The sequence below is a fragment of the Polynucleobacter sp. HIN11 genome, from assembly GCF_030297675.1.
In the GTDB taxonomy this organism is placed as follows: domain Bacteria; phylum Pseudomonadota; class Gammaproteobacteria; order Burkholderiales; family Burkholderiaceae; genus Polynucleobacter.
In genome coordinates, this window is the sequence record NZ_AP028142.1 from 1,023,232 (window position 1) to 1,048,807 (window position 25,576).

Below are 25,576 nucleotides of genomic sequence, written 5' to 3' on the forward strand. Positions count from 1 at the left end.
AGATGAATCCAGCATACCAAAATCCACTTTTTTATGCAGAGGGTTCATCGCCCTCACTTTCAACCATACTATTTGGAGCGGATCATTAGAAGTCAAAGCCCAGTTGTGCCTTTGCGGGAGCGGTCTTTGCCCTGGTCCGATGCATCGTTTTGCGAGAGCCGTGCTTTTCTAGTACTGCCTGCTTGGCAATTCTGACTTCAGCCTGCTGGCGGCGCCCATACAGGCGTGACTTGGCTTCTTTGGTAGCAATCACCAAATCCACAATCGGTAGCGGAATCTCAACCCCCACCCGAATGCCAAGTTGCTCTTGCAGAGCTTGGGGCATATTCCAGGGCTCAAAGAGATAGGTATCGGGCACTTTGCGCATCGCTGGTAACCAAGTGCGCACAAACTCTCCAGTAGGATCATGATCCATCGCTTGCTTAATCGGGTTATAGACTCGGGTGGTATTGATACCAGTAGTGCCGGATTGCATTTGCAATTGACTCCAATGAATCCCAGGTTCGTAATCCAAAAACTGGGTAGCTAACCATTCGCCTACAGGTCGCCAATGTAGCCATAGCGGGTAAGCCGCGACCGAGACTAACATCGCGCGCATCCGAAAGTTGAGCCAACCGGTCTCGCGAAGCATCACTACACAAGCATCGACCATCGGCCAACCGGTTTGTGCCGCCTTCAATGCCTCAAAGTGCTCATGATGAAAGTCATTCTCACGCAAACCATCGTAGCCGCGGTGCATATTGCGCCACTCAATCTCAGGCTCACTCTCGAGCTTTTGAATGAAATGGCAGTGCCAATACAGTCGACTCAGAAACGCTCGCAAGCCCGCTTTTTGCCTTGCTGCAATCCCCTCTTCCGTGATTCTGGCGCGGGTGCGACTCACTACCTCCCGCATACTCAGGCAGCCATAGGCAAGATAGGTTGAGATCCTTGAGCATGCCTGAGGAGACGATAAAGGCGAGGAGATACCGCCGCGGTAGTGTTGGCTGCGATTGCTCAAAAAATCATCCAAGGTCTTGAGTGCAAGACTACGCCCGCCTCGTTGACGCTTTGGGGGATCGTACTGAAGATGTACTGGAGGATTGATTACTGACAAAGGTGGTATCGCGGGATTCCAGAATGAAAGTCTTGGGACTGTTTCTGGCGGACTCGCCATATGACGCTCCCAAGCCGACTGCCAGGTATTGCGATTTTTAAGGCGACGCACTACGCCAAACTGCGGATACTCATGCCACGCAATCTGATGATCTGCGCACCAATGCGACACGGATCGATCTCGATCATATGTCCATTGATTACCGATCTCCTCATGCGAATGGATTGCAGCAAAAGGCTGGGATTTCCACAAGCGCTCCAAAACCTCAAGCATCTCTCCCGTAAACACCTCCAAGCCACCACCATGTTTACGGAGTTCTGCATCGAGATCCCTTAGCGACTCGGCAATAAACCCAAAATGCCCTAAAGCCATATCGGGCTGCTGCCAGAGGCTCGGCTCAATCACATAAATACAGCGTATCGGTCCGCGCTTTGCAGCATGCGCTAAGGCGGCATGATCCTCCCAACGCAGATCACGCTTAAACCAAACGAGCTGATAACTCATGACAAATCACTCTTATAGACAGAGTGATAACAATAGCATTGAAGTAAAAATTGTGTTGGTTACCAAACCATCGATACTGGGGTTGATCCTTCAATTATCTCAATGGATTATTGGTTAGATAAACTGCGTTGACGATTGCGGATTCGATTGAGATACAGAGGAATAAAACCAAGAGCAAGACCACCTAAGCCAATGAGATTAGTCAGAAAATCAAAAGTTTGGGCACTGTAGATCGCAATAAAGACCATGAATAATGCTGATAGAAATGGCCAAATGACATAGCCAATTGCATAACTTGGCCCATTGGATAATTGAGAGCGGTAGTACCAAGCACATGCAAAACCCGCAAGACTCATATAGAAACAAATTTGAAATCCAATCGCCATGATGGAGCTTGAGAGGATCGATTTCACGGTCGGCATATACGATGAAGTAAATAACAGCAAAAGTCCTAAAACCCAGATTGCCAGGGTTGCAATCCATGGCGTTTGCCACTCTGGATGAATTTTTGAATAGGACGGATGCATCATGCCATCCCGCGACATCGAGAATAAACTCCGACTAAATTGCAGAATTTGGGTTTCGATTGTTCCAACTGTACTCAAAATCGTGCAAAAGACAGCAAGATAGTTCCATGGTTCCGGAAATAGCTTGCTTGCAACTGCGAATAAGACATTAGTATTGGCACTTGAAATCTCATCATCCGTCAATACAATCAAGACCACTACCATCATGATCGAGAAAAAGAGAATCATGTTGATCACAGACCAAAAGGCACCGGTACTTGCCGCACCAGATGCATGACCCTGACTCGATTTACTCTCCTCACTTAGGTTCATCGTGACATCCCATCCCCAGAAGAAGAAAATTGCGATTAAAGCGCCTGTCGCGAATAGTCCTGGAGAGAATGACAATGGCGAAATCCACTGCAACGTTGGTATGCGCACCGGGGCATCCCAGTATTGAATAAATGCGCCAAAAATAATGGCAATCAAAATAGTTGCCTCAATGATTGTGAAGCTAATTTGTACATAGCTGGAGTGCTTGATTCCCCTAGCCACCAGAAGTGTAATTAGTGTCAGCCAAATCGCTGCAACAGCTGCAATCGCATGGGTATTCTCAACATAGCTTGGCGCAATTAATAACAGTGTGGAGCTAGCGGCAGGAATCGTTGCCGATACCATAAAGCATACCGAAGCCACCAAAAGACCCCAACCAGTAAAAAATCCCCAATTGGGTCCAAATACGTGGCCCACCCATGCATAAGCAGCACCCGCATTAGCAGTAATTTTGCTTAGATTCATGAAGGCTAAGACAATGCCAAACATAATGAGCCCGCAAAATAGCACGCTGCCAACCGAAAGCTCCCCTACCGAAGAAACAATCGCTGCAGTGGTTACCGCCACACTAAATGCGGGGGCAGTTCCTGCAATACCCATAATGATGGATTCAGAACTACCTAGGGTGTTTTTAGATAGTTCGTCGGGTACAGACATGCTCAACTTTCAAGGCTTAATGAAAAGCCAATATTGTAGAGCTGCCCACCAGGGTGCCTCCGTTAGCTGGCTAATTGCACTGAAGAATCAAAAAAGATGGCTAATCACCCAAAAAATTAACGATCAGCCATTGCCTTAATTTCTGCGGCGGTTACATAGCCCTTCTTCTGGGTATCAATGCGCTGGAAGTTGGTTGCCACTCTTGGCATGCCGGCTTTTGCTTCCTCTAAGGTGAGCTTGCCATCCTTATTTTTATCTGCAGCTGCAAAACGTTCATCAATCTCACGATCAGTTCTTGATTCTTGAGCGTATGCCGTACCAACGGCTGCAAGCATAATTAAAGAGAATGCGACTTTCTTCATGAACTCGATCCTTAAGTAATTACTTCAAACTGACTTGCTTGCCATCAATCCAGGTCGAAACTACTTTGATATTACGAATCTCTTCAGGCTTGGTTTTGCGTGGGTTCTTTTCCAGAATTACCAAATCGGCTTGCTTACCAACTTCTAGGCTACCAACCAATTGATCAGCAAAGATCTGGTAGGCAGCGTCAATAGTGATTGCTCGAATTGCATCATCAACTGAAATAGCTTGATCAGGACCCAATGCTTTACTCGGTGGTAATTGCCACATACGGGTAACCGATTCAGTAATGTAGTTCAGTGGTCCCACATTGGAGACTGGGGTATCACTATGCAAGGTGAACTTGCCGCCAGCCCGCTTGATCTCACCGGCCGGGTCAATGCGTTTGGCTCGATCTGCACCAATAAGCTGGTTATAAAAAGCCGAACCCCAATAATCCACATGACCAATGGTGAAGCTTGGAATCACCCCAAGTTTCACGGTTTGCTTGACCTGTTCAGGATGGTTCACCGTAAAGTGCTCGATGCGTAAGCGTCGATCTTGTGGCTTAGAGTTACCAGAGAGCAGTTTGGTATAGCTTTTGAGCGTTTGATCGATTGCTTTATCACCATTGGAATGGGTTGAGATTTGCCAACCTTGATCAAAGTAAGACTTCATCGATTGGTAGATTTCGTCATCCTTAAAGTTCAGTGCCCCACTCCAAGAACTTCCCTTCGGATAGGTATAGGGCTCGCGCAGCGCGGCGGTTAAACCTTGGGTTGAGCCATCCGAGATGTATTTGATACCGATAAAGCGCAAACGATCATCACCATCATTCGGCTTAATGGTTTTGTATCCAGGTGGCATTGCCTCACTAAACAAATAACCCCGGACTCGAATCGGTGACAGATTCTTGGCAAAAAGACCTTTATAAATGGCGATTTCTTGATCAACCCCAAAATTACCGCCCACACTCATCTCCGAGGCGGTGGTCACGCCAACCGAAGCCATCTTGCGCATCGTTGCCAAGATTGCCGCTGTCAACTCGGCCTCCGAAGGGTTAGGCATTTTGGCCATGAATGGCAAGTACGATGGTGGCTCAACTAACTTACCAGTCAGCTTGCCATTAGCATCTTTTACATAAATACCGCCACCCTTCGGGTTTGGGGTTTTATCCGTAATGCCAGCAAGTTCAAAGGCCTTGCGGTTTACGTAGCCAATATGACCAGATTGATTGACGATAAAGATGGGTACATCTTTGGAGACCTTGTCGAGATCATCTGCGGTGAGCTCGGCCATGAATGGAGAAGTTCGCGATGGATCGACACCAAAACCAAATAGCCAACCACCCTTGGGCACATTTTTCAGATGCGCCTTCATTTTGGCGATTAAGGTCTCTTTGGTGTCATATGGTAAGTTGAAATTACTGAGATTTAGTCCCAAGCCCTCAAAGACCGAGGTCACAATGATGTGCACATGAGGCTCCACAAACCCTGGCATCAAGGTCTGACCCTTGAGATCAACCATCCGAGTTGTCTTCGATTGCCAGTCCTTTGTAACTGCATCTTTGTTACCTACAGCCACGATCTTGCCACCCTGAACGGCCAAGGCTTGAACTTCTTCATTTTTCTGATTGACGGTCACAATCGGGCCGCCATAAAAAATGGTGTCAGCATTGCCTTTCGCAAAGGATAACGAGGCAAAGCTTATTAGAGCAATGGTGAGTATTTTTCGAAATAAGGTCATTGATTCTTTCTAGTATGATTTTTCTGAAATAATTTCACGGTGAAATTAGCGATGTTTTTATCATAATGTAAAATTATTTAAAGTAGTAATATCACTTATTTGCTATAAAACTAAGCGCTTTCAGAGTCCGACCAAACTACGCTTTGGTTTCGCCCTCTCTGCTTAGCCTGATACATTGCTAAATCAGCTTGCTGAAAATATTTATCCACTAAGGCTGGATGAACTAAATCAAACTCGTTTTCTGGTTTAAAAATAGCAATTCCGCAACTAATCGTAATTCGAATTGACTCATTATTAATGTGCGCAAGATCAGAATTCTCAATCTGAATTCGTAGGCGCTCTGCAATCATTAGCGCAGCATCCTCATGCGTATTTGGCAAAATTGCTAAGAACTCCTCTCCACCAACTCGCCCAAAAATATCAACATCTCGCAATTCTTGTTGGCAAGACATGGCCAAATTTTTTAACACTACATTTCCCACCAAATGTCCGTAGCGATCATTCACAAACTTGAAGTGGTCAATATCAATCATGATAAGCGCCAGAGGTTGGCGATTACGAAAACTTCGATTGATTTCTTGCTCAAAGCGTTCAAACGTTTCCTGGCGACGAAGTGCACCCGTCATTGCATCAACCTTTGCATCTTGCTCGAAAATACTACTTTGGATTTCAATACTAGAAAAAGCCTGAGTGAGATAATGCATCCCAAGCATAAATAATCCGGAAGTAATTAAAGCAATCAAGGCATCTAGTTGATTTGGATCACTGTCCCAAATAGTGTTAATTAGTAAATTAATTTGACGTAATGCAATTGCAAGAAAGCCCAGCATTAAAAATAAACAAGGTAATCGATATACACCCGCACGACGAAACAGCTGAAATGAGAAATAGAATGCACTAATCTGAAATAACAGAGAAGTGGCATATAAACTAGCGGCGATGAGATCAGTCATTAGTCATGATCATTAATTGACGAAATGCTGAATCAGCCAAAACGGTACAGGCTGCGTTGACAACCTGAGGGTCTAGACCAATTCCCGCATCTGCTTTGATTTGCTCAAGGGCCCGATCTAAGCCCAAACCCGGACGATATGGTCGATGAGAGGATATCGCCTCAATCGTGTCAGCAACAGCTAATATTTTCGCCTCCGGGATAATTGAGTCTCCAGATAATTTATTAGGGTAGCCACTTCCGTTAAGGCGCTCATGGTGCTGATAAACCGCTTGTGCAATTGGCCATGTAAATGGAATATCTTTGAGTATGTCGTATCCGGTCTTTGGATGCTCTTTGATTAAAGTCATCTCTATTTCTGTGAGCATTGAGGGCTTTGTTAAAATTTCAGCAGGCGTAGCAATCTTCCCGATATCATGAACTAGTGCAGCAAGATATAAGCCTCTAATTTTTTTCTCGCTCCAACCTAATTTTTGTGCGATTGCTCTAGATAAGACTGCGACCTTTTTCTGATGTCCTGCCGTATAGGGGTCTCGCCATTCCATTGTTTTTGAGATTGCCTCAATGGTTGCATTTAAGGAATCAACTAATTGAGTATTTAATTGTTCGCGCTTGGTGATTTCTTCATCAAGCATGCGTTGCTTTTCAATGGCTGCTAGCCCAAAGCCGATTTCCTTAGCCAAACTCTCAAATAATTGAACCTCAATCTCACCAAACACATTTGGCAGATTGGCATAGACCGTAAGCGCACCAATTGCTTGGGGTTCATGATCTTTAATTGGAACAGCAATCACTGAGCGAATGCCATATAGTTTAGAGCGCTCTCGCCAAGGTAAAAAGCGAGGGTCATTCTCAGAATCCGCAACCAAAACAGGCAAACTGGTTTGAATACAAAGACCGGTGGGTCCCTGTCCTGCTGATGTGTCAGCAGTCCATTTAACATCAATACCCTTGGCATAGTCTGCTGCTACTCCATGCGCACCAATAACCTGAACAGTTTTTAGATCGTCTTGCATAGCCAGACCAACCCAAGCCAGTATATAAGGTGGTTGATTAACGATTGCATTACAAACACCTTCGATGAGCTCATCCCGGTTGTTCGAGCGCACTAAAGCAGAGGATGCCTTCGCGTGCGCAAGTAGCGCCCAGTTTTGCTTCTGCAGATCATTAAGACTTTCCAACGCTTGACTACCTATTCATTGGATTAAAGGTCAATGATACGCCGAAAACTACTAGTTTCGATGGATAAGTCAATCAAAATCGCCATACATGCGTAATTAAGTCAGGCTCTGGTATACAGATCCAAAGCAGCCTGTTAACCTGAATTCATGGCTTATCAAACAATCAAAGCCAAATACGTGATCTGCCTCATGGCGGCACTTGCCTGGATGGTAATCTCGATTTGGTTATCACTACCGTGGTACCAAGATCTTTCTCAGGTTATTGGCTGGCCACTCGCTATTTTCTTTATCTCATTTATTGCCATTATTCCGGGCTATATGAATGCGTTTGTGGTTAGCTCCTTGCTGCTTGATAAGCGCCCACCTATCTTACAGGAACAGCACTACCCTCCCATTACGATTTTGATTGCAGCCTATAACGAGGCTTCTGACATTGCAACGACACTGAATAGTATTTTTCAAGAGGACTATCCCAATGCGGTCCATGTCATTGTGATTAATGATGGCTCCCGAGATGATACGGCTACTATCGTGAGTCGGTTTATGCCCGATCATCCCCAGCTCCAGTTGATTGATTTACAAAAAAATGGGGGGAAAGCCAATGCGCTCAATCGTGGGCTAAAGGAATGCACGACAGATATTGTGATCACAATTGATGCAGACTCCTACTTATTAAAAGATGCATTGCGTCACCTCGTGGGACGCTACTTGTCGGATCCTAGCAACACTCGCGCAGTTGCTGGCGAAATCTTGATTCGGAATTCACGGGAGAACTGGATTACTAAAGCACAGGAATGGGATTACTTTTTAGGGATCGCTTCGATAAAGCGGGTTCAGTCACTATTTCAGGGAACCTTAGTCGCACAGGGCGCTTTTTCACTCTATGACCGCAAGACTGTTGAGACCCTTGGGGGCTGGCCAAATAAGGTGGGTGAAGATATTGTGCTGACCTGGAAAATACTGCTAGCGGGCTATCGAGTAGGTCACGCTGAGAATGCCTGCGCATTCACAACCTGCCCAAATACGTTAATGAAATTTGTAAATCAACGTCGACGCTGGTCGCGAGGTTTGATTGAGTCCTTTAAAGAAAATTGGCCCATTCTTTTTAAGGCTCAAAAAAGCACCCTTTACATTTGGTGGAACACCCTCTTCCCAATCATTGATGTTGCCTACACCTTTGGCTTTATTCCCGGACTAATCCTTGCTGGCTTCGGTATTTACTGGATCGTGGGCCCAATGACCATTGCCCTAATTCCCATGGCATTTCTACTCAATATTGTGATGTATAACCGTAGTAAAGCCATGTTTGTTCAAGAAAATCTTCATATCCGAAAAAACTATCTTGGTTTCATTTTCTATGTTTTGGCCTATGGCATGGTGTTGCAACCGGCCTGTGTTTGGGGATATGTCAGCGAGATTTTTAATCTTCGTAAGCACTGGGGCACCAAATGATCAGACTGCTTGGCGGATTCATCCTATTGCTCCTAACAACGCAGGTTGGCGCTCAAGATGCAACTCTCAAGCCAAAACATGCCATATCAATTCCAGAAGTGTATGTATCGTCCGATAGTGAGGGCTTTTTAACTCATAAGTACAAAGCTAGCATCTATCCTCTATATCAGAATGCCGATAACTACACTGGACTGCAATACCAACACAATTACTTTAGTCAAAGTAATTGGAACTCCACCGCTGAGCAATATACGTTAGTAACCAAGAAAATTAATCCACGCAACGGCCTCGGTTATAACCTTAATCTTGGCTACAACTTGGAGGGCGGCTATAAATTGCTGACGACTGACAGTAATTACTCCACCATGCTGACTGACACTACGCGGGCAGAGATCATGGTGTTTCGGGATCGGGTAGAAACCCAAAACTCTCTGATTAATGGTATTTACTACACCATGGGCGGAATTAGCATTGAACAGCAAGTCATGGAGCGGCTAAGCATTGTATTGTTCGGGGGCAATCTCTACTTCTCAGACACCAATACCCGCCCCACCCTGCGTGCCAGAATTATTTACGATCTGATTCCTGATTATGGCATTACGGCCCAGTTGCGCTACCGCCAGTATCGCGATACCAATACCAATGTCGCGAACAACTACTTCAACCCAGATAGTTATAACGAATCCATGGTGGCCTTGGGGATGCGTCAGCGTATCCAAGGCTGGATGATCAATGGCACTGCTGGTGTAGGGCAGCAAAGCATTGATCAAGGCCCCAGTACAACTACACAACTCTATGAGTTAGCGCTCACGAGCCCTGTCAATGCGAATGATGTATTCTTACGAACAAAAGCAGGATATGGCAAATCAGCGGGCTTTTTGGGCCCCAATTATTTTTACCGCTACTTTATGGCTGAACTGATTTTCCCTTTTTAGGAATGGTAGCGAGACAATGAACGACGATATTGAAAAAATCTATGCCAAATTAGTGGCACATGAGACTGAGATCATTAACCTGCGCAAAGGCTACATGATCGTTAATGAGCGCTATACCAAAGCACTTGCCTCTCTGAAAGAACTAACCAGCAGTGCTGCTGAAGCTGCCAAGAAAGCTTGCTTAGCAGCCGAACATGCCAAAGGCGCGACCGAGCGCTGTGCCAATGCCGCTAGAGAGGCAGCCAGTCAATCGGTCATTGCTGCGGCTGAAGCGGCGGCCGAGGCTGCCAAGTTCTCAGCGGAGGCGGCTATTCAAGCAGCCGCTGCAGCATCCTCGGCAGCAGCAGCGGCGGCTGCTGCAGTTGCCCATCAAGCAGAGGCTTCATCGCTTCAGGCATCGGCTGAGGCAGCATCGGCAACAAAGCGTGCAGCTGAAGCGGCAGCTGAAGCAGTCAAGCTGGCTAACTTGGCATCTGACTCTGCAAAATCCCTTCGCCCCTCAAGCAATTCTTAGGTACATTTTTTGATTACCTCAGGCCCAAAAGGCCTTAATTTGAGCAGCCTCTCTCTTGGACCGCTCATAGCCAGCTCGCAGAGCGGGTTGAATTTGACGGGGGTCTGTTAGATTAATGCCATCCGGCGCTCCCGCCACAATCCATTTCACTTTGGTGCCAACACTCTCAATATCTTTGATATTTTGTGCCATCGGATGCGGAATCTTTGTCAGAATGGGGCCTGTTACACCATCGGTAAGAGTAATCACTAGAGCACGTTTTGATCCGGCCACTACATCAACATGGGCTGGATTGGAGCACATTCCACCGTCCATACCGTAACGCTGGCCAAGTAAAGTGGGTCCCACGATTCCGGGGAGCGAGCTACTCGCTGCAACAGCATGAGCCAATGCAATCTTATTCTTTCTAGCACTGGCTTGACCAACAATTAGCCGTTCACCGGTATAGCAATCAATCGATGATGTGAACATTTTGGGTGTTGGCCAATCGGTCTTACTATCCCCGGTGAGTAATGCCGCTAGGGCTTCAACTCGCGAACTATTCAAACGGTTATCGGCTGCCAGTGCAGCTCGTCCAATCACTTGCCTTGTTTCACTGCTGCCATCGGTTGCACTCATATTGATTTCCATCGCTCTGAGTTGGCTCGCATTAGGGTTAGTCGTTGGTGCAAGTTTGGCAAAGATCTTGGGAAACTCGCCAAAGAAATCCATTTCCCCTCGTAGGCGACCAAAGTGCCCCGATAGGAGAGATGAACCCATATACGATCCTGCTGAGGTTCCCACCACCATCTGCGGCAGACCTGCCATATCAAGGCCAGCTTCCATTAAGCCGTGAAAGAATCCGCAATACCAGGCAATGTAATACTCCCCACCGCCACCCAATACCATCGTACGGTCCAGGCCCTTAGCTAAGGCAGAAACCTTTGGTGTCGTAGCAATTGGAATTGATAAACCATCGTTACCAAAGATCTTCTCTGAGATCTGCTCAGCTTTTTGAGTCAAGCCCTTGGGTACGGTTTGTTGAGCATGGGCTGGAGTTAGGCAGGAAGTACCTGCGATTGCAGAGGCAGCCAAGGCAGAGGTTTTCAGAAAGGTTCGACGTTGCATAGTAAAAGTAATCGATCAGTGGGTTTAAAGATTGAATTCATCAAGACAATAATACCAATCCAAGAGATCGCACACCATCAATACTAAAAGCGCAGAAATTCAAAAGAAAAAACCCTCGTCATTACCAATGAAGATCTACGAGCAAGGAGTATCGATTAGTTAACTTTTGGGACAACCCTTGGCTAATGACTTACCCGCGACCCGCTCTTTGATTCATTGCAAGTAATACTGTTGTGATATTGGATGGGATATAAAATAATTTTGCTCACCCAGTTGCTGCATTCTTCCAACATTACCACCGAGCTTCCACATTTAACTTGATAGAGCTTGTGGATTGGTGGGGGCCGTGATAACAGTAGAGCCAAAATAAATTTTGACTCGCGATACAAGTCTTACTCCAGTATGCTGGCCTTTGAAAATGTTTCTATCTAGGCAAAGGTATTCCTAGGAGCTTTCTTCGCAAGATTCATGAGAGTTTGCTGTAGTTGAAGTTAAGTGTATCTGCCTTTGAATGCTTACACTTATTATTGAATACTTTATTAATTACCTTCACACTCTTATTGATGATTGCGGACACCACCTAAACCCTGACAGTCAGTAACCGTGGTGACATAGCCCTCTTTCATTCACCCTTTAATCAAAGGGATGATGTATTTAGAAAACTATGAAATAGTTGGGATATTGGCCTTATATACGTGGTTTTGCAGTGAGATAGGAACTGGCTGACTCTCAGATGCTGGAATCATAACCTCAATGTATGAGGCGCCATCATATGAATTAGCCTTATCGATGGCAGAGTCCAATTCAGCGACGGTGGATACCTTGGCACAAAACCAATTGCTGCATCCCATTGCCCCAGGAATCTGTGCATAATTCCATTTCGCTAAATCATCGTATTGCCATCCGGTTTCGCTCACCACAATCTCTACACCATACAGAGCATTATTCAGAACAAAAATAATCGGTTTAATGCCATAACGCCCCATTGTGCCAATTTCATTAGCGGTAAGCTGGTGCGAACCATCACCAGTCACGATAATCGTGCGTCCGTTTTTATTGGCCATACAAATACCTTCAGCTGCCGGGGTTGCCCAACCAATCGAACCCCATAATGCTTGCGTCTGGAAACCAACTCCTTCGGGCAAGAGCATCGGGGACATATAGAGCATGCATGTGCCAGTTTCAGCAACCAACACATCACCGGAGCGCAACATATTTTGTAAGCGTGGATAGAAATTAGCAGAACATATCGCGTCGCTTGGGGTGCCCACCATTGGGAACTTTACAAGTTTTTCTGCCGTTCGGACCGTTTGAACTGAATTAATGCGCGCCGTTAATCTCTGAAGCACATCCGCCAGCGCTACACCAGTAAATATAGTCCCTCCAAGTTTTACAAAATGATCACCCAGCACAATCGTTTTCTCCGGGTCAAGCTGATTGGTCCAATTTCCCGTATTAATGTCCTCGGGAATCAAGCCACCAATATCAAACACTAAGTCAGCGCCCTCAACCACCGCTTTTAAGTCTTTGGGAGTGGAGCTTACTCCGCAATAGATACCAAGATAATTGGGATGAGATTCTGAAATGATCCCTTTACCCATTGGCGGGGTTGCATAAGCCATCTGCGACTTATTTAAAAACTCAATAAATTGATCTTGCAAGCCATAACTGGCTACTAAATTTGATGGCAATGCAACGATCTGCTTCGCAGCATTTACCTTATGCATGATGAAATTTAATGCCGCATCCAGGCTTGCGGGGTCGCTCTTGGTACGACCTACTGAAGCTAATGGTGAACCCTTTACAGGATTACCAATAATTGGCATAAGAGCCAAATCCATGGGGACAATTATGTAAGCAGGCTCGCTCTGGCGTAAGGCCTCCCGAATCACGCGCTCCATTTCATCGATAACATTATCGGGCGTGAGATTGGTTGATACACAGCACGCCGATGCGGAAATGGCTTGAAAGTTATTAAAGATTCCATCACCTAAGGTGTGGTGAGTAACCAAACCTTGTCGCTGAATCTGCGTACTCGGAGAACCAACTAAGAAGAATACTGGTAAGCGTTGTGACTTAGCGCCCATGACGCCATTAATGGCGCTTAACTCCCCAACTCCATAGGTGGTCGACAGAATAGAAGCGCCATAGATACGTGCATAACCATCAGCAGCATATGCAGCATTCAACTCGTTGGCACATGCAATCCATTGCAGGCGGCCACATTTCTCAATAGCATCATCAAAAGGAAACGCATAGTCTCCAGGTACCCCAAAAACTCGATCAATACCTAAATCCGCCAGACGATTAACAACATACTCAACTACGGTTTGGGTTTTAGAGACCATGATCAGTCCTTAATTTCTTTAAATCATTATTTTGCAGAACACGCATTAGCCAAGGGCTTACCGGCAATCCGATCTTTGACCCAAGAAACATAAAAGGGTTTTGAAGATCCCGGGGTTGTGAAATGAGACTGCTCACCAGGCAATTGCATTCTACCTACATTACCGCCTAATTTACATACCTGATCTTGATAGAGCTTGTGCATCATCGGCGGAACTGCAGTGTCTTTATTACCAAAGTAGATTTGTACAGGGGCAACAGGCTTTGCTGCTGGTACTCCGCCTTTCACCATTGCCTCAGTCCAAGCTAACGTATTAGTCGGTTTTTGCTTGAGTAGGTTTCGATAATTAGAGCTATAAAGAAAGTTAAAGGTATCCGCTGCGACATGCATACACTTATTACTATAAATCTCATTGGCAACTTTAGCGCCCTCTTCTGTAAAGACATCGGTTAGCTTGAGATTGGGAAAGGCTGCCTGAGTTCCCCAATAGTACATCGTGGCATGGGTAAAGTTAAAAACGCTATCCGTAAACATCTTTTGGGAGTCTTGAAAGTACTTATCCGCACTAGCCTGGTCCAATTTACCTGCGGGAGCAAGAATTGAAATATCCTGAGGAGCTAAAGCAACGAATCCAACCACATCTAAATTATCAAATACCGTTCCGGTTTGCTTAACGTAATCAGCCATACCCGCAGCGGCAATCACTGCGCCACCACCTTGTGACCAACCATAGAAAACAGTCTTCTTGTTGGCGCCCAATTCTTTGATCGAACCTGCGGCACGGGCGGCGTTAATAGTATCCATACCATTCGTAGCTGCAACACTATATTGATGTCTACCACCACCACCAAGCCCTTGGTAGTCAGTTGCAACAATGATGTAACCCTCATTGATAAACTCTTCAACAGCTGGGATTCCGTAATCGGTCCATGAATTTCCACCAAGCAAGAAATACTCATTTAATGGCACCGCAGGATTAATAATTTGGGATGGTCCGCAGTTTTGAGCGGCCCCAGTGGTGCCATGTGCCCATGACAGAATAGGTCGCCCACCTGCTGGCGCTGGGGCGACAGGTGCAACGATCAAACCGGTTGAAATCGTTTTGCGCCCTGCAATATCCGATGAAATATAGGCGATCTTCCACGCTTGCGCACCTTTTACTGGGGTTGCTATTTTTTCCTGCTTAATCACTTGACCCAATTTACCTTCGGGCGCCATTTTCATGACATCGGCATAAAAAGGTGGCACCGGAGGACTAGCATACGCAGCAGAAAAACTAACATTCAATAAAGAAGCAGTTGCCAAGGCAAAGAAAAGTTTTTTCACGAGAAATCCTTTACAAAAATTAATCTACTGCAAGTAGTTGAGGAAATTACTTCAAAATAATCAGTGTCACCGTTGCTCTAGCACCCCAACCGGATGGACCGCCTGGGGTATTACTGACGTAATACATGGGGCCTGCACCGAAAGAGAATGGTAGACCGCCGATGACCGCTACTTTCGATACTCCAGCGTAGAGTGGATTAGAAGTGCGGCGGGTGTCGTAGTTGTAAAGCGCCTCCATATTGGTAGAGAAGGTCCAAGCATCTTTGGTGGTGTAGGCTACAAAGGGTTGGCCATATAAATTGTTTTGAGTACCGAAGGTGGGGTTGCCGCCCACCTCCCAGGATTGGTAGCCAAGTAAGCCATAAGTCCAAGGACCTTTGCGATTAAGCACTACCCCAGTAACACCCAATCCAGTCTGTTGCGAACCAAACTTGCCGCTATTACCAGAAGGTGAAATAGCATAAGGACCAACGCCCCAAATCCAAGAGGAATTGGTATTGGGCGCATAGAAAGATTCCACAGTAACACTGGCAATTCCAGAACCAGAAAATGGCGAACCACTGGGCCCCTGCACGCTCACTTCACGAACGCCGGCCACGATCGGGCGCACAATGAAGGTATCTCCACCGCCTAAGTCAAACGGCAAAACAGGTTGAAATAACAAACTTTGTTCAGAGCCGGCTTGATTGACGCCGACTCCACGACTGTACTCATACTGTGTTTGTACCGAGATCATATTTGCGATCGGGTTTGCCAATTTCTTGGCAATCGCTACCGTATCAATACCACCTGTTGGTACTGCGGGAGCACTCGGCGTGGCCTGCTGTGCAATTACAGCACTAGATATTGCACTCATCACGAGTGCCGCGCCAACGATTCTTGTGATTGTCATAGAAAAGTTCTAGGAATCAGAATTTAAAGGTGATTGCAAGCTGTGGACCTTGCATCGTAGTCTTTTGTAAGACGCCGCCGGCTTTCATGTCGTAGTACAAAGCACGATAGCTCAATGAGGCATCAATTAACTTACCAAAGGATTTACCCACACCCACCATCGCTTGCCAAGTAATATTGGTTGTACCGCCGCCGCTACCGATATCGCCATAGAACGGGACATACCAACTCGAATCAGCGATGCGGTAACGCCCTTTGGCACCAATAATCGGGTCAACCGTCGATGTCGTCTTCGAAATCGTCTCTTTTTCGGAGGTGCCAACTAGATTGCCACTTAATGTCGCAGTGACATCAATGGCACGAACGCCCAATAAAGCATCCACATAGGCATCTTTAGAGTTGACTAAGGTGTATGTGGCAGCCCCAGTCAAGATGGTTTGCTGCAAGGTTATTTTGTCAGCCACCGTAGCAGTGCCCCCCGCCACTGGAATAGAGCCTGAGTTTTGAAGAGTGGCTGATACTAGATCACCCATAATTCCCCACCTGCCATAGTGCGCTTCGGCAGCAATCATGCCGCCAGACTTTAGATTACTTAGAACATTACTCGAGTTGAAGTCTGCTGATCGGGCTAGACCATTATCAAAACCCATCGTACCTTTGATTCCTGGCGCCCATAGATAAGGGGTTACCTCAAAGCGCCATTGATCAGCAACGGCGGGAATCGGATTCTCGGTATTTGCAGATGCTGTACCGAACCCCAGGAGACAGAGGGTTGCCAACATCGCATGTAAGGGGTGACGAAAAAGGTTGAAAGAGGTTGATTTCATAAAGATCATGTTTTTTAATGATGGATTAAAAATGTAAATTATATTAGACAAAAAAATAGTCAAATCATTTTTTACTAGTCATATCAAGCGGTCCAATAACAAAGGTTATCGATATGTGCCAATGGTGTATTTCCACAGTAATCTCCGAACATCTCACCTCGGGTATTTCGGGTGATCGTCGCCGATTCTTAAAGTACTCTAGTGCCCTACTTGCCTCAAGCGCTGCAGCCTATGCTGCGCCCTCGGTCCCCCAGGGTAACCAACCCATCGAGGTCATTTTTCGCAATGGTCCCATTTATCCGATCGCTGGTGACAATAAACGGGTTGAGGCGCTGGCTATTGGTGGCGGCAAAATTCTGAGCTTGGGATCGGTTTCGGATGTAATGCGCACTGCAAGTGCGTCTACTTCGGTTGTGGACCTTCAGGGCCGCACCTTAGTGCCAGGCTTGATTGATCCCCATAATCATACGGTTCTGAGTAGTCTCTTTGATTTATTACTAATTAATGCTGGTTTTGCCCAATACAAAACCAAAGCCGATGTCGCTGCCATGATCAAATCCAGAGTGGCTAGCACCCCCGCTGGTCAATGGCTCGTGTTTGGTTTCTACGATAACTTGCTCCAAGGTGGCGATTGGTCGCTCACAGAACTTGATGCTATCTCTAAAACCCATCCCATCTACATCATCTATGTCAACGGTCACGTAGGCGCAGCCAATAGCTTAGCTTTCTCCAAAGCTGGAGTAACCGAAAGTATCGGGCCACTCCCAGGCGGTGGCTTTTTTGGTCGAGGTAGTAATGGCAAGCTCAATGGCATGATTTATAACCAGCCTGCCCTCATGAAAGTGCTGGATCATGCGATTGCCAAACCAACTCCTGAGATTTTAGAAAAAGCAGTGATCGCATATGCCAATAAGGCTGCGGCGGCTGGCTTTACAGCCTTACATGAGCCGGGGACTGTGAAGCCCGAGTGGATTGAGGGTCTAGCCAAACTATCCAATGTCTTACCGATTCGCCTAAGTGCGAGCTTTAGTAGCGTCGATGTCGAGCACAGCAAGGCGTTTGCTAGCTTAGGTCCCTCTCACAAAGCCCGCGTGATTCCGAATAGTCGATTCTCGCTCTATGGCATGAAAGTCTGGTCCGATGGATCGAATCAAGCCGAGACGGCATGGCAAACCAAGCCTTATCTCAATACCAACCGGCGAGGAACTGGGGGTTATAAATCCGAGCAAATGGTCGAGATTTGTAAGAATGCCAAAGCAGCTGGTTGGACTATGCTGGCACACTGCCAAGGCGATGCGGCTGTCCAGCAATATCTAGATGCCTTAGAAACTGTCTATGGCGCCAACCCATCGACCGGTCTAATTCGTGTCGAGCACGCTACGATGGCAAGGCAAGATCAAATTGATCGAATGAAGCGCCTCGGTTATGAACCCAGTTTTATGACCGACTTCATTTACCTGTACGGCAATGCCTACCGTGATCAGATTTTTGGTAATCCTAGAGCTGGTTTTATGGTGCCCTTTGGAGCGGCCGCCAAGGCAAAGCTGAACTACACCGTACACTCCGATAACCCAGCGGCTGGTATGCCACTTAATCCCATGCGGCATGTGGAGATTCAGCTGATGCGCCGTTGTATTGTCGATAACTCTGTGATCGGCGCTGATCAACGAGTCGATATCCAACATGCAATGCGTGCGATTAGCATGCATGCGGCACGACAAATTGGTTTAGGAGATTCCTTAGGCACACTAGAGGTAGGCAAAGATGCTGACCTCACTCTCCTCGATGGTGACCCATTCACCACTAGCCCAGATAAAGTCGGTGCCATTAAAGCCTCACAAACCTGGGTGGCTGGCAAGAAGATGTATGGGTAAAAAAAGCTTTGACCCGCTGTCACCATTAATATTTATTTTGATATCAACTTTATTGAATCCATCATGAAATTCATTAAATCCCTCCTCGCTATTTCACTTCTAATGCCCTTCGCTATTTGTGCGAAGGAAATTAAAGTAGCCGCTGTAGAGTTTGCAGCTAAGTCGCCTGGCTTTGAAGCAAATTTACCTGGTATTGTGGATGCATTAACTGTGGCCGCTAAAAATGGTGCCAAGTTGATGGTTCTACCTGAAGGTGCTACAACTGGCTTTTTGTATCAAGATACCAAGGCACTAATGCCATACGCTGATACCGTTCCAGGCAAAACAACAGAAGCCATCTCAAAAGTTACCAAACAGTTTAATGCCTATGTTGTAGTCGGTATGTATGAAAAGAACCCCATTACCAATAAGATCTACAACGCCGCGGTTCTCATTGGACCGAATGGCTATATTGGAAAGTACCACAAGAATAATTTAGCGACTGGCGAGGGCATGGTTGCCTCACCAGGCAATCTCGGCTTTCCAGTATTTAAAACGGATATTGGCAAGATTGGTCTAGTGATTTGCTTTGACGATACCAATATTCAAAATCTTTTATTACCAGTATTGCGTGGTGCTGATATCGTGGCGCAACCGATTGGCTCAAACAAAATACCCAGTATCTTTACTGCCAGCTATACCAATCACTCAACCATGGCTAATATTTCAACAGCAGTGAGTTGGATGGGAACCAATGTAATTTCAACAAATTCTACGCGCTCAGAAGGTCTTCCGGGCATGGCTTTTGTAACCTTCGATGGATCCTCATCAATTTGGGATAACACTGGTAAACGCTTGATTTCAGCGCCATTATCGACAGTAGCCAATCCGACCAAGCCTCAAACCGTATATGCAACGCTGAACCTCAGCAAGCAAAGTGAACAAAAAAACTATTGGCTAAAGCATCGTCGTCCAGAACTTTATCAAGATCTCAATAATTACCGCTATCCCGATGATGGCAACGCGACCTATCAATCACGCCAAGTTGCAGCTGTCCTCGTTCAGTATGAACCAAAAACAGGTGATGTCGATGCTAACTTTAAAAAGGTTGAGCAACTTTTAAAACAACGCACTGGGGTATTTAATCTCACCGTTCTCCCTTTTAATTCATTTTTAGGGCCTGTTACCCTTAACAAAAATACGGTCGCTCAATATGCGGAGGAGCTCAATGGTAAGAGCTATCAACTCGCCGCTGGCTTAGCCAAGAAGTATCAAACCTATGTCCTATTCTCGATGCCCGAAAAAAGGGGTAATCAGTACTTTCAGACTGCTATTTTATTTAATGGGAGCGGTAAACAAGTTGGCATCTACCGCAAGTCTCATCTAAACGATTCAGAAAAGGTATGGGCAAGTGCTGGAAATGAACTACCAGTTTTCTCTACTCCTAATTTTGGCAATGTCGCTGTGATGCTTAATGATGAAGTTCGCATTCCAGAGATCACCCAAATGTACGGTATTTATCGTGCTGACTTAATTTTGGTACCTACCAGTTATAACCAAAAGGAATATGGCTCAGTGGTTGATATCCCTAAGGGCGTTGTTCAGGATGCGAGTAATCGCGGAATGTCTATGTGGTACAACATTGCCAAATATGCGCAAGCGTATACCTTAGTTTCTAACTTCATTCGCGGCGATCAACGAGCAGTTGGTCAAAGTGCGGTCTACTCATCTGCTCCGGAAGTTGGATATTACCCACCCAATATTGCTCCAGACCAAGAGATGGCCCATCTTGTGAACTTTACAACCCATGTGAACAAAACAGTCTTTATGGACCAAGAGCGCTTGATTGCTAGTCGTCGCTGGGATCAAGCGGTTCCATTAACGCTAGATATGAATAGCGCGTGTTTCAAAGAGTGGCAAACAAATTCGACCAACAAAGAAGTTTGCCCAACAGTTGATATGAGCAGATAAGGATGTAATCAGTTGGCGCTTATGATCTACTCTAGAATACTTTCGTAGCGCGTTACAAGATTAAATAAATACAATTCGATACGGAATAGAGAGACATGGCACCCTGGAAAGCGGCACGCGTCGGTGATCACATTGATCAAATTGATACCCCTGCTTTAGTTCTGGATCTTGATGCGTTTGAGCGCAATATGAAGCGCTTACAAGATGCAGTCTCGAGTGCTGGGGTGCGCTTACGCCCTCACGCCAAGAGTCATAAGTGCCCGGAAATTGCCTTACGTCAGATTCAGTTGGGTGCAGTGGGTATCTGCTGCCAGAAAGTCAGTGAGGCAGCAGTCTTTGTCGATGCTGGCGTATCGGATATCTTAATTACCAATCAAGTGGTGGGCGAGAAAAAAGTGGCGCATGCGCTTGACTTGGCTGCGCGTGCACGAATTGGTGTGCTCGTTGACCACGAAGATCAAATTAGTGCTTTTGCACGTGCTAGCGCAGAGCGTCAAGTATCGATTGATGTCTATCTTGAGATTGATGTGGGTATGGGTCGCTGCGGTGTAGTATCAATTGAGCGTGCGGTCGCAATGGCTCAACAAATTAATGATACGCCCTACTTAAACTTTATGGGCCTGCAGTGTTATCACGGTAGCGCCCAGCACTACCGGCTACCTGAGGAGCGCCAACAAGCGATTGCGACGGTCTGTGCCAAGGCAGCCGCTGCCAAAGCAGCGATTGAAGGAGCGGGGATTCGGGTGGAACGTATCTCGGGCGCAGGTACCGGCTCGGTCATGCTCGAGAGTCACTCCAAGCTATTTAATGAAGTACAAGCGGGTTCTTACATCTTGATGGACCGTGATTACGCAACCAATCAACGCGATCCCAGCGATCTGCCCTTTGAGCATGCCTTATTTGTGAAGACTGCTGTTCTCAGTCATCCAAGCGCTAATCGCGCAGTAGTCGATGCCGGCTTGAAAGCGTCGAGTGTGGACTCAGGGATGCCAGTGGTTTGGCAACGTACCGATGCCAAATATTTGAAGGCCTCCGATGAGCATGGGGTTCTGGAGCTCACGCCCGATTGCACCCTCAAGCTTGGCGACTATGTGATGCTTGTTCCTGGGCACTGTGACCCTACCGTTAATCTCTACGATGAGTTAATTGCGATTCGCGGAGATCGAGTCGAAGCGATCTGGCCTGTAGCGGCGCGCGGCGCATTGTTATAAAGCAATCAATAAAATTACTTAATTAAGAAATACCGAGTCATTAAAGACTAAGGGCGAACGTACAAATCTTGACCATTCTTGATAGTCTTTACAACCTGAATATCTTTAATTTCCATTGGCTTCACTTTTAAGGGATTCCGATCGAGAACAACCAAATCCGCTAACTTACCCGTTGTAATACTGCCCTTTGAGGCCTCTTCTTTGTATTGATATGCCGCAACCGATGTGAAACCACGGAGAGCAAAATAGGGATCGATGCCTTGCTCAGGCCCTAAGATTGTCCCAGAGTAGGTAACTCGATTAACTGAGGTCCAAATGGTAAATAAGGCGCTAGGACCAGACGATGGGGTGTCATTATGAATACCAAACTGCATACCCTTTGCTCGGGCTGAGTTGAGGGGAACCATTGAGCGAGCCCTCTCCTCTCCTAAAATTTTTCGGTATACATCGCCATACATCCAAATGTGGTTTGGCATAAATTGAGGAAGAATCTTATTGGCTTTGTACTGATCCAATTGATCATCACGAATAAAAAAGGAGTGGGCAATGGCGGTACGACGGTCTTCTGTAATGCCTGTCTCTCGAATTGCTTTTGATATTGCCAAAAGGGTCATATCAATTCCAGCGTCACCATTCGAATACCCGAAATACTGAATATTCTTTTGATACGCAAGCTTTGCATAACGATCCACAACGTCTTGCGACACAATCGCCATCCCCCGCCATCCTTTTGGCACGCCAACGGTATCAGCATAGGGTTTTGAGAAATAAGCAAGGCGCAATTGAGGAGCACCATCCGTGGATACTAAAATCCCGGCGACTTTGAAGCCCCCATCACCCTTGGTATAGATACCAAATGGGTAACTTTTATTACTTGCTAGCAATTGATCAACTACATCATAGGTTGGTAAAGCAATCAAATCTAAGCGAATCAAATTACGGTCTACTGCTTGGCGCATGTTACGAATATCGTCTACGGTCGTCTCATAACTTTGTGCTGTGGTGAATCCATTTGAGGCATAAATCATTTCGGCCTTACGATAGGTCTCCAAAATTAAATCCTCAGAATACTTACCAAATACCTTAGCAGTTGCCTCTACATTGGGAATGCCAATTAACTCCCCCGTGAGTTTTCCGGTCTTTGGATCAACGGGAATCATTCCTTGTGTAACTTTTGTGGCTTTGGTAATGCCTAACTTTTTGAGGCCTGCCGAATTAACTATCCCCGTCAATGTGGAAATATTGTTAATAAATACCGGTTGATTTGGAAATACTTTATCCAACTGCGTAATCGTTAAAGGGCCATCGGTTAGAAAAGCATCTGCGTACTCGGCACCAATAATCCAACCATTGAATGGTCGAGCCTCTGCTTTTAAGCGATCGATTAACTGCTTTGTGGTGCTGGGTGGATTTTTTGAAAAATAGCCCAGGTTAACGGCCAAAGTATTTTGAGCGATCAAGGTAAAGTGCCCCCAGGCATCGATAAAGCCCGGCATCAATGTTTGACCTTTTAAATCATGCAAGACTGGATTGGTACCCGCCGCATTTAGTGCATCTCGCAAGTTACCAACGTATGCGATTGTCTTACCCCTCACTACAACTGCCTCAACATACTGTGGTTGCTCACCCTCCATCGTCAAGATGTCGCCATTGAAATAGACGCTGGCGGTATTAGCAAATACGTTGGTCGCGATTAAAAGGATGTAAATACTAAAACATCGCTTGAGGATTTTCATTTGTCAATCGCTTTGATGGATTAAATACTTGTCAATGACAAATGATAAACAGTTATGAGACCAAACTCCTAAACGATTTTGATGACCAGATCAGGAAACCCATCCAACATACAGCGCACAATATCCCCCCGAACAACGGGGCCGACATTCTCTGGGGTTCCGGAGTAAATGATGTCCCCCGGAAAGAGCTCATTGGCTTCCGATAGTTTCATGATTTGTTCCGCAACCGACCAAATCATCTGATTTAAGTTTGCCTTTTGGCGTATCTCACCATTCACTGATAAAGAGATGGCACCGCTCTTCTGATGACCAATTTTGCTCACCGGAAATATCGGCCCAATCGGCGCCGAATGATCAAATGACTTGCCAATTTCCCAAGGCTTCTTTTGATCGCCCATAAAGCGCTGCAAGTCCCGGCGGGTCATATCCAAGCCAAGTGCATATCCATACACATGGTCGAGGGCTTTATCAAGAGAAATGTTCTTGCCGCCCGTTTTTAAAGCAGCAACTAATTCCACCTCATAGTGATAGTTCTTGGTTAAAGTTGGGTATGGATGATCAACCACTTTGTTGGGGGCAACATACTGGATAGCATCGGTCGGTTTTTGAAAAAAGAATGGTGGCTCTCGGGTTGGATCAGAACCCATCTCACGCGCGTGGGCCGCATAATTTCGGCCAATACAGTAAATGCGACGAACCGGAAATTGCTCCGCACTATTGGCAATCGGTATATAAATCGGTTCCACCTGAAACGGCGTCTTCGGCTTTGCCGCCTCTGCAGGTGAAGTAGCTCCGAGCGCCAAGATGGAGGCTGACCCAAGGCCGAGCTTCATCCATTGACGACGATTTTGATGGGTGAATGGTTTGGACATTGGTTAAGCTCCCATTGAATTGACCACCAGCTAATTGTGCGTCGTGTTCATCAGTCTCTAAAAACAAACCACAAAGGGGAAGACCCATGAAGAGGACTCGGCTAGGGACCTAGCGAGTGCGTTAACTCTTTGAGCGCTTCGAGCCTGCCATCAGAATAAGCTCTTCCAGCTTTGCAAAATATTTTTTGGACTTTGGGGTGAGCTCTAAGAATTTCTTACGGCTATCATCCCCAATTGCATAAACAATGAGTTCTTTTTCAACCAAACTGTTTAGACGTCTACTCAGGGTAGCAGGCGAGCCAATTTGATTGGCGAAGATAACATCGGAAACCAGGTATGGCTTACCCGCAAACGAAGCTTCCGCAATGGAGTCGAGCAGCTTTTTCTCAAGGTCATCTAATTTGGGGAAAGCAGGGCCCTGCTCAAGCGTCTCCATAAGCTTGTTGAATCGAAAATACGCATTTTGCAGAGCGGTTCTTTTTTGTGCCATAAAACCAAAATGTCTCTTTAATAATGATTCGATACTATCATAGAATATTGTAATAATTGTTATGAATGGTTGCAATGGGGAATGCCATCAAAAACGGGTTGATTGTTTGCGGTATCGCAGCGATTTGGGTCGCCCTTGAAGCCCTAGATCAGGGCTATTTGGGATTTCCAGAAATTGCCCAATACTCATATTTCATTTATTGGTTAGCAGGCTTAAGACTGGTGGCCATCATCTTATTTGGCTGGCTTGGCTTCTTTGGCTTATTTTTCGGTTATGCCGTGGGTGGTATTTTTCTTCGGGGGAGTTCCGAGGCAGACGCCCTGATACTGGGTTTTCTGTTATCCATTGCGCCGATGATTGCCTATCGATTTTGGCAAAGTGCCTTTGATAAAGATGATGATTTTGATGATGTCAATTTCGTGCAACTGTGTTACATCGTTTTCCTGCATTCATTCATCTCGGCGCTGTTCAAAAATGTGTACTGGTTCTTCGTTGATCACGAGTTTGGGATTGATCACGTCACCATGATTTTTGCAGCCAATGTATTGGGATCTTTTGTCTTTTTATACCTTTTGCTTTTCTGCAATCGCCTCTTTAAGAAGATTAAAAAGCGCTTATCCGCAAAAACGATTTAGTCTGACCGTTCGCTACCGCCGCTGCCGACTCAGCCGGCATAAAAAGTGGGCTACCGCGGAGGTAGCCCACTCCACCAAGGACAAACTGTAAT

21 protein-coding genes are annotated in these 25,576 nt (G+C 46.0%); 7 read left to right on the forward strand and 14 right to left on the reverse strand.

All coding sequences use genetic code 11. From position 1 onward, the window contains the following. Positions 1-85: 85 nt before the first annotated feature. The 6 genes from QUE60_RS05425 to QUE60_RS05450 form a co-directional block, all read right to left on the reverse strand. Positions 86-1,600: an FAD-binding domain-containing protein gene (locus tag QUE60_RS05425; protein ID WP_286226322.1), complete on the reverse strand. Its 1,515-nt coding sequence runs from the start codon at positions 1,598-1,600 to the stop codon at positions 86-88. Positions 1,601-1,707: 107 nt separating this feature from the next. Continuing rightward, the gene (locus tag QUE60_RS05430; RefSeq protein ID WP_286226323.1) at positions 1,708-3,096 is read right to left on the reverse strand and encodes an APC family permease; all 1,389 of its coding nucleotides are present in this window, start codon (positions 3,094-3,096) and stop codon (positions 1,708-1,710) included. 116 nt (positions 3,097-3,212) lie between these two features. Continuing rightward, positions 3,213-3,458, reverse strand: coding sequence for an EF-hand domain-containing protein (locus QUE60_RS05435; RefSeq protein ID WP_286226324.1), 246 nt, complete (start codon positions 3,456-3,458; stop codon positions 3,213-3,215). Positions 3,459-3,477: 19 nt separating this feature from the next. Beyond that, a complete protein-coding gene (locus tag QUE60_RS05440; RefSeq protein ID WP_286226325.1) occupies positions 3,478-5,184 on the reverse strand; it encodes an amidohydrolase in 1,707 nt (568 codons plus the stop codon). A 110-nt stretch (positions 5,185-5,294) separates the two neighbouring features. After that, positions 5,295-6,137: a GGDEF domain-containing protein gene (locus tag QUE60_RS05445; protein ID WP_286226326.1), complete on the reverse strand. Its 843-nt coding sequence runs from the start codon at positions 6,135-6,137 to the stop codon at positions 5,295-5,297. Continuing rightward, on the reverse strand, positions 6,130-7,317 hold the full coding sequence (locus QUE60_RS05450) for an HD domain-containing phosphohydrolase (RefSeq protein WP_286226327.1): 1,188 nt from the start codon (positions 7,315-7,317) through the stop codon (positions 6,130-6,132). The genes QUE60_RS05445 and QUE60_RS05450 overlap by 8 nt, the downstream gene beginning before the upstream one ends. 147 nt (positions 7,318-7,464) lie before the next feature. Here QUE60_RS05450 and QUE60_RS05455 point away from each other — a divergent pair, with 147 nt between their 5' ends. Genes QUE60_RS05455 through QUE60_RS05465 form a run of 3 tightly spaced genes read left to right on the forward strand, consistent with a single transcriptional unit; the run spans position 7,465 to position 10,218 of the window. Then, a complete protein-coding gene (locus QUE60_RS05455; RefSeq protein WP_286226328.1) occupies positions 7,465-8,769 on the forward strand; it encodes a glycosyltransferase family 2 protein in 1,305 nt (434 codons plus the stop codon). Then, positions 8,766-9,704 (forward strand): hypothetical protein, encoded by a 939-nt coding sequence (locus QUE60_RS05460; RefSeq protein ID WP_286224928.1) that lies wholly within the window; start codon positions 8,766-8,768, stop codon positions 9,702-9,704. The genes QUE60_RS05455 and QUE60_RS05460 overlap by 4 nt, the downstream gene beginning before the upstream one ends. A 16-nt stretch (positions 9,705-9,720) precedes the next feature. Continuing rightward, complete coding sequence (locus QUE60_RS05465) at positions 9,721-10,218, forward strand: hypothetical protein (protein WP_286226329.1); 498 nt, start codon at positions 9,721-9,723, stop codon at positions 10,216-10,218. 18 nt (positions 10,219-10,236) lie between these two features. Here QUE60_RS05465 and QUE60_RS05470 read toward each other — a convergent pair whose 3' ends face one another. The 5 genes from QUE60_RS05470 to QUE60_RS05490 form a co-directional block, all read right to left on the reverse strand. Beyond that, positions 10,237-11,325, reverse strand: coding sequence for a patatin-like phospholipase family protein (locus QUE60_RS05470; protein WP_286226330.1), 1,089 nt, complete (start codon positions 11,323-11,325; stop codon positions 10,237-10,239). Between the two features lie 662 nt (positions 11,326-11,987). Beyond that, entirely contained in the window at positions 11,988-13,673 is a 1,686-nt protein-coding gene (locus QUE60_RS05475; RefSeq protein ID WP_286226331.1) for an alpha-keto acid decarboxylase family protein, read from the reverse strand. Positions 13,674-13,699: 26 nt separating this feature from the next. Next, a complete protein-coding gene (locus tag QUE60_RS05480) occupies positions 13,700-14,998 on the reverse strand; it encodes a lipase family protein (RefSeq protein WP_286226332.1) in 1,299 nt (432 codons plus the stop codon). Between the two features lie 46 nt (positions 14,999-15,044). Continuing rightward, positions 15,045-15,890, reverse strand: a complete 846-nt coding sequence (locus QUE60_RS05485) for a hypothetical protein (protein WP_286226333.1) — start codon at positions 15,888-15,890, stop codon at positions 15,045-15,047. Positions 15,891-15,906: 16 nt separating this feature from the next. After that, positions 15,907-16,716, reverse strand: a complete 810-nt coding sequence (locus QUE60_RS05490; protein ID WP_286226334.1) for a hypothetical protein — start codon at positions 16,714-16,716, stop codon at positions 15,907-15,909. Positions 16,717-16,829: 113 nt separating this feature from the next. Here QUE60_RS05490 and QUE60_RS05495 point away from each other — a divergent pair, with 113 nt between their 5' ends. The 3 genes from QUE60_RS05495 (at position 16,830) to QUE60_RS05505 (ending at position 21,751) form a co-directional block, all read left to right on the forward strand. Continuing rightward, positions 16,830-18,590, forward strand: coding sequence for an amidohydrolase (locus QUE60_RS05495; protein WP_286226335.1), 1,761 nt, complete (start codon positions 16,830-16,832; stop codon positions 18,588-18,590). Positions 18,591-18,653: 63 nt separating this feature from the next. Beyond that, on the forward strand, positions 18,654-20,540 hold the full coding sequence (locus tag QUE60_RS05500; protein ID WP_286226336.1) for a carbon-nitrogen hydrolase family protein: 1,887 nt from the start codon (positions 18,654-18,656) through the stop codon (positions 20,538-20,540). A 95-nt stretch (positions 20,541-20,635) separates the two neighbouring features. After that, positions 20,636-21,751 (forward strand): DSD1 family PLP-dependent enzyme, encoded by a 1,116-nt coding sequence (locus tag QUE60_RS05505; protein WP_286226337.1) that lies wholly within the window; start codon positions 20,636-20,638, stop codon positions 21,749-21,751. A 47-nt stretch (positions 21,752-21,798) separates the two neighbouring features. On the opposite strand, the gene QUE60_RS05510 is transcribed toward QUE60_RS05505, so the two are convergent. The 3 genes from QUE60_RS05510 to QUE60_RS05520 all read right to left on the reverse strand — a co-directional run bounded on the left by QUE60_RS05510 (position 21,799) and on the right by QUE60_RS05520 (position 24,924). Next, positions 21,799-23,487 carry an amidohydrolase gene (locus tag QUE60_RS05510; RefSeq protein ID WP_286226338.1) on the reverse strand — a complete coding sequence of 563 codons (1,689 nt, stop codon included), beginning with the start codon at positions 23,485-23,487 and terminating at the stop codon, positions 21,799-21,801. 68 nt (positions 23,488-23,555) lie between these two features. Continuing rightward, complete coding sequence (locus tag QUE60_RS05515) at positions 23,556-24,320, reverse strand: fumarylacetoacetate hydrolase family protein (protein ID WP_458574805.1); 765 nt, start codon at positions 24,318-24,320, stop codon at positions 23,556-23,558. Positions 24,321-24,480: 160 nt separating this feature from the next. Further along, positions 24,481-24,924 carry a helix-turn-helix domain-containing protein gene (locus QUE60_RS05520; protein WP_286226340.1) on the reverse strand — a complete coding sequence of 148 codons (444 nt, stop codon included), beginning with the start codon at positions 24,922-24,924 and terminating at the stop codon, positions 24,481-24,483. Between QUE60_RS05520 and QUE60_RS05525 the strand changes: the two genes are divergently transcribed. Then, positions 24,924-25,484: a hypothetical protein gene (locus tag QUE60_RS05525; RefSeq protein WP_286226341.1), complete on the forward strand. Its 561-nt coding sequence runs from the start codon at positions 24,924-24,926 to the stop codon at positions 25,482-25,484. The genes QUE60_RS05520 and QUE60_RS05525 overlap by 1 nt on opposite strands. Positions 25,485-25,576 lie beyond the last annotated feature (92 nt).

Excerpts from the sequence above, each read along its gene's own strand:
- QUE60_RS05460 (WP_286224928.1), top strand. The coding sequence starts at position 8,766 with ATGATCAGACTGCTTGGCGGATTCATCCTATTGCTCCTAACAACGCAG.
- QUE60_RS05470 (WP_286226330.1), bottom strand. The coding sequence starts at position 11,325 with ATGCAACGTCGAACCTTTCTGAAAACCTCTGCCTTGGCTGCCTCTGCA.
- QUE60_RS05455 (WP_286226328.1), top strand. The coding sequence starts at position 7,465 with ATGGCTTATCAAACAATCAAAGCCAAATACGTGATCTGCCTCATGGCG.
- QUE60_RS05515 (WP_458574805.1), bottom strand. The coding sequence starts at position 24,320 with ATGAAGCTCGGCCTTGGGTCAGCCTCCATCTTGGCGCTCGGAGCTACT.
- QUE60_RS05485 (WP_286226333.1), bottom strand. The coding sequence starts at position 15,890 with ATGACAATCACAAGAATCGTTGGCGCGGCACTCGTGATGAGTGCAATA.
- QUE60_RS05430 (WP_286226323.1), bottom strand. The coding sequence starts at position 3,096 with ATGTCTGTACCCGACGAACTATCTAAAAACACCCTAGGTAGTTCTGAA.
- QUE60_RS05435 (WP_286226324.1), bottom strand. The coding sequence starts at position 3,458 with ATGAAGAAAGTCGCATTCTCTTTAATTATGCTTGCAGCCGTTGGTACG.
- QUE60_RS05490 (WP_286226334.1), bottom strand. The coding sequence starts at position 16,716 with ATGAAATCAACCTCTTTCAACCTTTTTCGTCACCCCTTACATGCGATG.
- QUE60_RS05425 (WP_286226322.1), bottom strand. The coding sequence starts at position 1,600 with ATGAGTTATCAGCTCGTTTGGTTTAAGCGTGATCTGCGTTGGGAGGAT.
- QUE60_RS05500 (WP_286226336.1), top strand. The coding sequence starts at position 18,654 with ATGAAATTCATTAAATCCCTCCTCGCTATTTCACTTCTAATGCCCTTC.
- QUE60_RS05495 (WP_286226335.1), top strand. The coding sequence starts at position 16,830 with ATGTGCCAATGGTGTATTTCCACAGTAATCTCCGAACATCTCACCTCG.
- QUE60_RS05525 (WP_286226341.1), top strand. The coding sequence starts at position 24,924 with ATGGGGAATGCCATCAAAAACGGGTTGATTGTTTGCGGTATCGCAGCG.
- QUE60_RS05445 (WP_286226326.1), bottom strand. The coding sequence starts at position 6,137 with ATGACTGATCTCATCGCCGCTAGTTTATATGCCACTTCTCTGTTATTT.
- QUE60_RS05465 (WP_286226329.1), top strand. The coding sequence starts at position 9,721 with ATGAACGACGATATTGAAAAAATCTATGCCAAATTAGTGGCACATGAG.
- QUE60_RS05440 (WP_286226325.1), bottom strand. The coding sequence starts at position 5,184 with ATGACCTTATTTCGAAAAATACTCACCATTGCTCTAATAAGCTTTGCC.
- QUE60_RS05505 (WP_286226337.1), top strand. The coding sequence starts at position 20,636 with ATGGCACCCTGGAAAGCGGCACGCGTCGGTGATCACATTGATCAAATT.
- QUE60_RS05475 (WP_286226331.1), bottom strand. The coding sequence starts at position 13,673 with ATGGTCTCTAAAACCCAAACCGTAGTTGAGTATGTTGTTAATCGTCTG.
- QUE60_RS05510 (WP_286226338.1), bottom strand. The coding sequence starts at position 23,487 with ATGAAAATCCTCAAGCGATGTTTTAGTATTTACATCCTTTTAATCGCG.